Annotated in this window: 10 protein-coding genes; 6 read left to right on the top strand and 4 right to left on the bottom strand. The window is 37.4% G+C overall.

Annotated elements, in window-relative coordinates; all coding sequences use genetic code 11:
- The first annotated feature begins 93 nt into the window (after window positions 1-93).
- The 3 genes from ASJ81_RS17015 to ASJ81_RS17005 all read left to right on the top strand — a co-directional run bounded on the left by ASJ81_RS17015 (window position 94) and on the right by ASJ81_RS17005 (window position 1,736).
- Window positions 94-423, top strand: a complete 330-nt coding sequence (locus ASJ81_RS17015) for a multidrug efflux MFS transporter (protein WP_141241788.1) — start codon at window positions 94-96, stop codon at window positions 421-423.
- A 24-nt stretch (window positions 424-447) separates the two neighbouring features.
- Window positions 448-807: a TrmB family transcriptional regulator gene (locus ASJ81_RS17010; RefSeq protein ID WP_095645397.1), complete on the top strand. Its 360-nt coding sequence runs from the start codon at window positions 448-450 to the stop codon at window positions 805-807.
- A 275-nt stretch (window positions 808-1,082) separates the two neighbouring features.
- Window positions 1,083-1,736 carry a TetR/AcrR family transcriptional regulator gene (locus tag ASJ81_RS17005; RefSeq protein ID WP_095645396.1) on the top strand — a complete coding sequence of 218 codons (654 nt, stop codon included), beginning with the start codon at window positions 1,083-1,085 and terminating at the stop codon, window positions 1,734-1,736.
- Between the two features lie 108 nt (window positions 1,737-1,844).
- Here the strand turns inward: ASJ81_RS17005 and ASJ81_RS17000 are convergent, their stop codons facing one another.
- Both ASJ81_RS17000 and ASJ81_RS16995 read right to left on the bottom strand, forming a co-directional pair.
- Window positions 1,845-2,660 (bottom strand): nitroreductase family protein, encoded by an 816-nt coding sequence (locus tag ASJ81_RS17000; RefSeq protein ID WP_095645395.1) that lies wholly within the window; start codon window positions 2,658-2,660, stop codon window positions 1,845-1,847.
- Window positions 2,661-2,807: 147 nt separating this feature from the next.
- Entirely contained in the window at window positions 2,808-3,503 is a 696-nt protein-coding gene (locus tag ASJ81_RS16995; protein WP_245860245.1) for an MBL fold metallo-hydrolase, read from the bottom strand.
- 328 nt (window positions 3,504-3,831) lie between these two features.
- On the opposite strand from ASJ81_RS16995, the gene ASJ81_RS16990 reads away from it, so the two are divergent.
- The 3 genes from ASJ81_RS16990 to ASJ81_RS23380 all read left to right on the top strand — a co-directional run bounded on the left by ASJ81_RS16990 (window position 3,832) and on the right by ASJ81_RS23380 (window position 5,356).
- Window positions 3,832-4,209 (top strand): winged helix-turn-helix transcriptional regulator, encoded by a 378-nt coding sequence (locus ASJ81_RS16990; RefSeq protein ID WP_095645399.1) that lies wholly within the window; start codon window positions 3,832-3,834, stop codon window positions 4,207-4,209.
- Between the two features lie 196 nt (window positions 4,210-4,405).
- Entirely contained in the window at window positions 4,406-5,050 is a 645-nt protein-coding gene (locus ASJ81_RS16985) for a YggS family pyridoxal phosphate-dependent enzyme (protein WP_095645393.1), read from the top strand.
- 114 nt (window positions 5,051-5,164) lie between these two features.
- Window positions 5,165-5,356: a hypothetical protein gene (locus ASJ81_RS23380; protein WP_212556104.1), complete on the top strand. Its 192-nt coding sequence runs from the start codon at window positions 5,165-5,167 to the stop codon at window positions 5,354-5,356.
- A 207-nt stretch (window positions 5,357-5,563) separates the two neighbouring features.
- On the opposite strand, the gene ASJ81_RS16980 is transcribed toward ASJ81_RS23380, so the two are convergent.
- Complete coding sequence (locus ASJ81_RS16980; protein ID WP_245860244.1) at window positions 5,564-6,283, bottom strand: CDGSH iron-sulfur domain-containing protein; 720 nt, start codon at window positions 6,281-6,283, stop codon at window positions 5,564-5,566.
- Window positions 6,284-7,590: 1,307 nt separating this feature from the next.
- A complete protein-coding gene (locus tag ASJ81_RS16970; RefSeq protein WP_095645390.1) occupies window positions 7,591-9,276 on the bottom strand; it encodes an LA2681 family HEPN domain-containing protein in 1,686 nt (561 codons plus the stop codon).
- Window positions 9,277-9,321: the final 45 nt, after the last annotated feature.

Here is a 9,321-nt window from a genome sequence, read left to right as displayed (position 1 = left end):
GATGGGGAGAATACATGAGGAAGAGATTTTTTAGCGAAGTACTGAAGTTAATTAATAGCTGCACTGCTTCTAAGAGGAGCAGGTCTGGGAGGTTTGTTAATTCCAATAATGGCCTCCGCATATATTGGATTAAATAGAGATCAAATTCCTCATGCCAGTGTAGCAACGAGGATTTTACTGACAATCGGGGGAGCTTTTGGATCGGCTATTCTTGCAACAATCGTCGAGCAGCAACTTTCTTATAGCTCAGTATCCGGTACTCAAACTGTTGCAGGTGCATACAATGTAGCCTTTTGGTGGTTGATTGTTTTTACAATAATTACACTCGTTCCTTCTCTATTATTGTCAACACGTAAAAATGAGCCAGTAACAGGACCGGATTCAACCGTGCAGATAAAAGCTCAGAAAGATTCAACCGGATAATGAAGGTGAAAGGAGGAAATTGAGATGCTTCTTACGTTTATAGAAAACCTTCAAAAGCTGGGTTTCACAAGCAATGAAGTAAAGATATATTCAACTCTTATCTTTCTTAAGCAGGCTAAGGCAAGTGAGATTGCTAGAAATTCTGGAGTTCCCAGGTCTAAAATTTATAGAACACTCAGAGGAATGAAGAAAAAAGGGTATGTGCAAATAATTGAAGGTAAACCTACCTTTTTTTGCGCTGTTCAACCAAAAGAGCTAATTTTCAGGATAAGAGCCGATTTTATACATTCTTTAAATGAAATTGTAATTGAACTTAATGCTCTGAGCCTGGATAATAATGTTTTATTTCAGGAAAATATTCAGAATATAAAGGCAAAGATTTGAAAGTAGGAAACATAAAAATGATATTGGATTATTAATTTTCAGCAGGCTTGTAAACAAATTTCGTCATTATTTTTTTATCAATCCGGCAAGAAACATAAGTAACCTTGTTCTATTTTATAGTTAATTCCACCAGGAACAATATATCTGTATAGAATTTATATATACTATGTAATGTAACCTGATCAAGATATAAGTTCTATGACATAACAGATCTTAATAGACCTAAGAAAACACAATATTATCATAAAACTTTTTTACGGAAGATATTGGTGAGCATGGATAATAATGACCATCATTTACAGTCCGATCAGTCCGAAAGTGATAAAAATACCTGCAAAGGAACACGGCGCCGTGGAAAAATACTTGAAGATGCCATACTTGAAGCTGCATGGAAAGAGCTTTGTGATGTAGGTTACAGCCATCTTACAATGGAGGGAGTAGCTACACGGGCAAAAACTAATAAAGCAGTTGTTTATCGTCGTTGGGCTAATAAACCAACACTAATTTTGTCAGTTTTACATAAATTTGTACCTCCACTTCCACTTTTACCAAAAGAAGTACCGGATACCGGCGATCTGCGTAATGATGTATTTTCCTTCCTTCATGGAATAGCAAAACCTCTGCAAATTATTGGTGCCGAAACCATACATGGTCTCATAGTAGATTTTGGGAAAGATAAACTCATTTCAATTCCACAAATAATACCCCCGAAAGAAGAAGATAAATTAATAACAGCAATGATAACGATTCTGAAAAACGCTGAGATGCGAGGAGAGGTCAAACTTGAAAAAATAAGTTTACGGATTATATCATTACCTTTAGATTTATTACGATATGAGCTACTTACTACTCATGAGCCTGTATCCGATAAAATCATCCATGAGATCGTTGACGACATCTTTATGCCACTTATCCGTCATAACCAATGATAAAAATATATTAAAATGCATTTAAACTATATTTAAAATCAATTTAAAATGCATCTTTTACAACAAAACCCATAAAATAGCATAGAACCAAAATAACTTTGATTACGGTTATCTCCACAAAATATCCGCTTTTTTTCTACCTGGTATTTTTCTATATTTATATTTTGGGTACCCAAAAAGCATTGGAAATTGCAAAACAAACCCTGCAGGAATCCCAAGAGCCTCTTTTAATGGCTGATATTCAACTGCTGCTCTATGCAGTAGTCCTACCCAACAAGTTCCAAGACCAAAAGAAGGAGCAATGAGATCAAAAGTTGTCAGGGCTATAATACTGTCAGTGTATCCAGAGGCATTTTCCGAGTAAGCATAGACAAGTCCCGGTGAATTTCTACAAATGGGGTCAAAGCCTGCATCAGCGAGAGCAACAAGAACAGGGAAATAACGCTTAAGAGGATGGTCTGCGTCTTTTTCTGCCATCATTCTCATCCAATCGATAGTAAGATCTGCAAATTTTTTAATTTCTGATGAATCGGTTACAACAAGCCACTTAACAGGTTGTCCATTCATGCCAGACGGAGCAAAGCGGACGGCTTCAAAAAGATCTTTGATTTTCTCTTTCTCAACAGACTTATCTTTGAAAACCCTTATCGAGCGTCTGCTTTGAATATATTTTTTAAGTTGTTCAGGGTTAGTTTGCTCAATGCTAGCATTATCATCTTCAGGAGGAAATGACTGATAACTTACCATAATTGCATTAGTCGGACAAATAGCTTCACAGTGCCCACAATGAGTGCAAAATGCCTCATATTCGATAGGTAAGGACGGAGCTCCTTTTTCTCCAGGCATGATTATATTTATAGGACAAGTCATAGAACAGATTCCACAAGCTGTACACTTTTCCACGTCAAACGAAATAAGACTCATTTAGTAACCTCTTTTTACAAAATTACTCTTTATCTAACTCTTTTTTCTGTTCTATTGCAATCTCGGCATGTCTAAAATATCAACTGCATAGATCACAACGAAGGAAATTTATTAAGTCATGACAATGCAACAGAAACTCCTGCACTGTCAGCAGAACTGCCACACAAAGTGGTCGCCCGTACGGGTTACGCGCCCCACGGAGGTCTCTGCGAAATGTGAACTGAAAAACAGGGCATGCCGGTCCGCAAGATAGTCCAGTGCCCACCTCCTGGAAACACGTGCCTGCGGTGCATCTTCACAGTACACCGAGTTCCATTCAGGGCGGTATACCTGTATGGGATGGTGCATGACATCCCCACCAAAAAGAGCTTCTTCTCCGCCGGAAGTAAGGCAAACTGCCATCTGGCCAATGCTATGCCCGGGTACCGGATATAAGGAGATTCCCTCAAGAAACTCCGCCCCATCCGGTTCAATGATTTCGGCCTGTCCTGCCTGGACCACCGGTCGGACGCTGTCTTCGTAGATAATGAATTTGACGCGGTTATTCACCGTGTAGTTTTCCGGGTCGGAATAATGCTTCTGCTCGGATTTTGAGAAGACATACGTTGCATTGGGGAAGGTCGGTTCCCATGCACCATCAACAAGCTGTGTATTCCATCCAACGTGATCCACGTGAAGGTGTGTTAGGATAACATAATCTACCATTGCCGGAGTCACACCTGCGGCTTTGAGCCGTTTCAGGTAGGGGGATTTCAACCTGTTTAACCGGGGTATCCAGATACGTTCCTTGTCGTTTCCCGCCCCCGTGTCAATAAGAATCGTATGTTGCTTTGTCCGTAGCACCCACGTATGGATATACTGGAAGACATGCGTACGGGCCCTGTCCATATTTTCGGGAACCAGCCATTTTTCATGCTCCTGAATGAATGAAGGGTCCCATTGGGGATACAGATATTCAGGAGTGTTTGAATCGAGAATAAGTTCGGGTACACGGGTAACTGTGACCTCGCCCACGCGATATACGTGATTCGTGTCCATGATACTTCTACCTTTTTGCCCATTTTTCTTGTCCGGGCCACTTCAGTGCAGGTAAAAGACCGTAAGTGCTATAGTATTAAAAAATGAGCAGTTTGCGAAATCGTATATACTATTATAAATGATACTATTGCTTATGCAAAGATCTTCTCCTGTAGGAAAATGTCCGATCCAGATTTCGCTCTCCGTTATTGGCGGAAAGTGGAAGCCAGTAATCCTCTGGTTCCTCAAAGACGGACCGGTTAGGTTCTCTGGGATCCAGAAGAAAATACCGGAGATCACCCAGATGATGCTGACAAAACAGCTCCGTGAGCTGGTTGCCGACGGAATGATCGAACGGACTGTCTATCCCGAGGTCCCGCCAAGAGTCGATTATAGTATTACTGATGACGGTCGCTCGGTCTTTCCCATTCTTATAGCGTTAAACGAATGGGGAAGTGAGTACCAGAAAAAGAAGTACGGAAGCTGGAACCAGAAGTGTGCTGACACTTTTCGTGATGATATTAAAGAGTAAGATGAGGTCATGTCAAGTTGTCGGGAGTTATAATCAGGTCTATATCGAAGATGTCTTCTCATCTCCGAAGACTTGATAGAGCCATTTTGAGTGCTCTGATAAAAGGCCGAAAACTTCGTACCAGAAATACTTATCATAAAAGAGACAAAGTACTGAAAATCTCTGCATAGAAATGATGACCATAGAATGATAACATATGATCGAAGACAATGTAAAAGAACTTTTAAAAACGATACCTTCTGATGTAACACTTGTCGCCGCAGTAAAATATGCATCAAAAACACAAATCGAAGAAGCCATAAAAGCAGGTGTTACAGACATCGGTTTCAACCATTATCAACAGATGAAAGATTTGGCCCCATATCTTCCACCTGAGATAAAAACCCACTTCATCGGCACACTTCAGTTAAACAAGGTAAAAAAAGTAGTAAACCTGAATCCCTACTTGATAGAAAGTGTTGATTCATACGAACTTGCAGAAAAGATAAACAATGCAGCAAAAGAAAAAAAACGGATCCAGAAAATCCTCATACAAGTGAAGTCAGACGAAAAAAAACATACCGGATTAGATCCCGACGACTTCTTAGAGCTTCTAGACCAAATATCAACCCTCGAATACTTAAGTTTTGAAGGCCTGATGACAATCCCTCCAAAAAATGAAGACCCCGAAGATTCAAGGAAATATTTCAAAGAATTAAAAGAATTAAAAGACAAAGCAGAGAAGCATTTAGAAAAACATATTCAACATCTCTCAATGGGAATGACAGACGATTATCAAATAGCAATAGAAGAAGGTGCAAGCATCGTCCGGATTGGTAGAAAAGTTTTCGATATATCATAATAACGTAGAATCACTTTCACCCCCTAAATTTTAGATAACTGACTCTGAAATAGTTATCAAATTTCTTTTTAAAATTCATCTGAAAACTTCCCTCCACGCCCGCATGCTCATAAAGTGAGCAGATATCGGGTGGTTACCTGCAAAAAAAAGAAAAAATACAGTCGGCAGTTTGGAAATTCTCAATTCGTTCAGTTTGTGTATCAAAAAGCATTGGAGAGGTCTACGAACTGGAGAGAAAATATCGTTACTGACCCCTCAGTCCTTACAGGCAAGCCCATTATTAAAAGTGCACTCCATGCAGTATAATTTATTATGTTTATTATCGACCTGCTGTCTCATGAGGACTGAGTCGGAGATCCTCCGGAACTATCCCGGCCTGGTCTATGAGGATATTCAAGTGTTTCTGATGTATGCGAGCATTGATTGCTTTCATTTTGGATTTTGGATTGCCTGATTGTTATGCAAAATTACTATTTCCGCAAGTTAACAACCTCTATGAACTAACGAATTTACTCATTCCAGGCCCCACTTCTTCCTGAACTCGAGCTTCTGCTGGCTGTTCATCCAGTGGCTGCCGTCACAGTAGGGCTTGTTCTCTGACTTCCCGCAGCGGCAGAGGGTTACTCTGTTCCGGGACTCGTACATGCTGCCATCTGCAGATTCAATGGGGATACCGCCTCGAACCCAGAGAGGGCCTTCACAACCTTTTTGTTTGTCGTGAACCAGTACAATAGATGGTTCAAATTCTTTTTCAAAGGGTTTGCCTGTCTTCTTGTCCCAGAGGACCAGCCGACCCGAAGGGCAGATCATAGCTTCCTCTATGGCAGTTTGCCGGGCTTCCGGGTCATCTGATTTTTGTACGAGATTCCTGATTCCTCCAGACCGCTGGCAGAAACGGGAATGATCGCAGAGCTCGTGGACATCGGTGAGTTTTAGATCAGGACCTTCAAACGTTTCCGCTTTTTCCAGGTAAGGCTTTCTGCTGGCTGTTTCACTACCGTCAAAACCGACCTTGCTGTGGGTCCCATCACAGAAGGGCTTGTTTTCGGATGAGCCACAGCGGCATAAAATATAGGCCTCACGCCGAGGGTATTCCTTTATATCAATTAATCCTCTGGTGTGGCCGTCGTCATCGGTGACAATTACCTGTTCTAAAAGCGGCACTCCACCTGTAACGCGGTACGGTCCGTCTTTGATTATCTTAATCCTCATTTCTTTCTCATTGACTGCCATAATCATAATCCCCCGTTACCTCTTATTATGCAGTACTGGATGTTTAGTCTGACTATTTGCCTCTTTGATAAATTCTATAGTTTTCTGATTCATGTTGTTCCCATAAGAGAACATGTAATAGGATTGATCAAATCCTCAACCAGGCAATAAGATGGTTACTGCTGCGGACATATTCGATAGCTATCAGCTCAACTGACGGTTTCAAGACTGAGGGAGAGGGATCATAGACAGACGATGATTACGGATTTCTAAATCTCACTTCTCCACTGGAGATAAAATAAGGTTTATCAAGTCTAAGGGTGCTGGGTGAAACAAAAAATCTTTTAACTTTTTAAAACATATATAGAAACGTGAACAATGAAAGTGCAATCATTGGCTCTGGTACGGGAGAAGCAGTAGTAGGAAAAGCAGTAGTAGTTTCGAGTCATGTTGTAACATTATATGGGATACCGGTTGTTTACATTGTCATTGTAGCATTATTTGTATTATTTGGTTTATATTTACACTGTAGGATGACAAGAAAAGAAAGACACTGTATGAGTAAATCGAGTTACTTAAAATTGTTTTTTGCTTTGTTTATCCCGCTATTCTTATATAATTTGTACAATATTTATAATAGTTCATGGTTTTTCAATCCCTATACCAAATCATGGTGTAATAATTTCTGGTTTACCAATCCTATTTTTTTTATTATAAGTGCAAGTTTTGCATCTATATGGGAATCTATCTTTCCGTATTTATTCATAACTCTGAGTATATTAGTAATAAACTGTTATCGTAAACCAGTTTAGAGAGGGTCTTGAAATTAAACTTTTATTGCAAAAACATTTGTTTAGTCTGTCATACACGGATATAACGCTAATAGTTTCAACGGTGAAAAATAGGAGAGTTTTAGGTGTAAAGACCCCGCAGCGCCTTATTTACTCTGAAGGAGTTATCAAATCTCTTTTTAAAATTTATCTAAAAACTTCTCTCCACGCCCGCATGCTCACAAAGTGAGCAGATATCGGGCGGCTACTGGCAAAAAAAAGAAAAAATTAATTACTGAATCTTCAATACAAGATTCTAACTCGCGAACTTGGGAATAAGAAAGAGTGAAATACTAAAGCAATTATCAAGGCTATGCGGAAGCATAAACCTCATCATAAAAGAGTATACCGGAATTTGCACAATCTCTTCTAGTTCCTACGGTTGCTTAATTATTATGTTTGCTGCCGAATTTTGTACTTTTGGAATTTTAGTTTATTTTGTAATAAGTTGATATTACTTTCTTTGTGAAGGTAAGAAAAATGAGACTCTATGGATTATTACTTCTCATGTTCATCTGAATTTTTATTTATTATTTCAAAAATGTCTGATATGAATTTATCAGTAGCTTCGCCCAATTCGTTCTCAAGTTTTTTAGCTATTTTAGTTATCTCGTCATCTTTTTCCCAATCATGTATCCATTCTAATGTTGGAATTATTTTGCCTTCTTTTTCCGCAATTTCTCTTTTATGGTTTTCTTTTTCTGTAATAAAAAAGGAAAGAGAATATAAAATATTTTTAATTTGTAAAAGCATATACAGTGTAAATTTAAAAAAATCTTGAATATCCATATGATAATTAGAGTGTTCAACCCCACCAGTATCATGCAATATGAAATATCTATGAGCAATAAGATTTCGTATTTCCTTAATTTTTGTAAATTCCTCTTTTTCTATTTCTTTCTTAATGCTAAACAATGCTACTATGTTTTTATTATACTCTTCTTTCTCCATTAAATTGCCTTTAATTGTTAGAATACTTTTACCATCCCAAAAAGAAACATTCTCGTCTTTTAAACCTAATTCTTCATAGTCATTAATAAGAAAAGCTACTTTATCATATATATTGAATGCAATTAAAAAAGCATCTTTGAGGATTTCTACGTTCAAGTAATAATTTAAGCTATAATCACTTTCGTATCTCGGATTATCCATAAATAAAAAATCGGGATGTCTATATTGTGCTAATGTTAGGAAAAATCTAGCTGTTTTATAATCATCAATAAGAGAATACCATTTTTTGAAGAACTTATATGGTCTTATCTGATCATTTATACTACTTATAAAACTTATATTTATTGCATCAGAGTTACTGCGCCCACAATTATTACAGTCAAAATGAGTATTCAAAAATAAGTTATGCATTTCACAAAAATTAAAATAAAAATCTTTAAAACTTCCGGGTTGTTTTGAATATACATTAAAGCGTTCTTCAACTATTGCTCTTTTCTTTGGCAATTGCTCTTTCAAAGTTGTTTCCAGATCTACTAATACTTTGTTTTGTTGAATGAAGTCATTTACAAGTTTTTTATAAAAATCATTGATTTCAAATGAAGGATATAATTTTAACTCTATTGCGAGGTAAATCATTGAGTCTCTATAAAGTTTCGTTTTATCTTCTTTATTTTCTACTAGCCTAGAAAGAGTCCAACAACATATTCCTCTTTCTCCCCAAGCGTTGTAATGTCTAGGATTCAAGAGAACAGCTCTATCATAACAGTAAAGAGCTTCAAAATGTCTTCCTAAATAATCTAACGTATTTCCTTTATTTATCCAAACAGCCGGTTGATCTTCACAAATTGATAAAGATTCTTGGAAACATCTCTTTGCCTTTTCTAAATCATTTATAATTTCTGGATTTAGTTTACCTTCTGCTTCCAAATCATTTTTTGCGAGTTGATAATAAGCATTACCAAGATTCATTGAATAAATTTTTTTGTTTTCTGGATCTTTTTCAATGATCGCTTTAAGGTGATCTATGGCCTCAAAAATATTTTTTCTGGTTTTTGGATCTCCGTTCCAAGAATCAATTAAAACACTGGCTTTTAGACTACGGGCAGAGATAATATTTTTGTCGAAACTTAATACTTTATTTATTTTCAACAATGCTTTTTCATACTCTCCAGCATTACAGTAATTATATGCTTCAAAATAATCAGCTTTCCAAGGTTCATTATCAATATTCATTTATCAATCATTTATTAAAAGATACATATAAAATTTATTATTTTA

Origin of the sequence: Methanosarcina spelaei, assembly GCF_002287235.1 — an archaeon.
Taxonomy (GTDB): Archaea; Halobacteriota; Methanosarcinia; order Methanosarcinales; family Methanosarcinaceae; genus Methanosarcina; species Methanosarcina spelaei.
This window is presented reverse-complemented; position numbering and strand designations above follow the sequence as displayed.

Excerpts from the sequence above, each read along its gene's own strand:
- ASJ81_RS17010 (WP_095645397.1), top strand. The coding sequence starts at position 448 with ATGCTTCTTACGTTTATAGAAAACCTTCAAAAGCTGGGTTTCACAAGC.
- ASJ81_RS17005 (WP_095645396.1), top strand. The coding sequence starts at position 1,083 with ATGGATAATAATGACCATCATTTACAGTCCGATCAGTCCGAAAGTGAT.
- ASJ81_RS17000 (WP_095645395.1), bottom strand. The coding sequence starts at position 2,660 with ATGAGTCTTATTTCGTTTGACGTGGAAAAGTGTACAGCTTGTGGAATC.
- ASJ81_RS16990 (WP_095645399.1), top strand. The coding sequence starts at position 3,832 with ATGCAAAGATCTTCTCCTGTAGGAAAATGTCCGATCCAGATTTCGCTC.
- ASJ81_RS16985 (WP_095645393.1), top strand. The coding sequence starts at position 4,406 with ATGATCGAAGACAATGTAAAAGAACTTTTAAAAACGATACCTTCTGAT.
- ASJ81_RS16980 (WP_245860244.1), bottom strand. The coding sequence starts at position 6,283 with ATGGCAGTCAATGAGAAAGAAATGAGGATTAAGATAATCAAAGACGGA.
- ASJ81_RS16970 (WP_095645390.1), bottom strand. The coding sequence starts at position 9,276 with ATGAATATTGATAATGAACCTTGGAAAGCTGATTATTTTGAAGCATAT.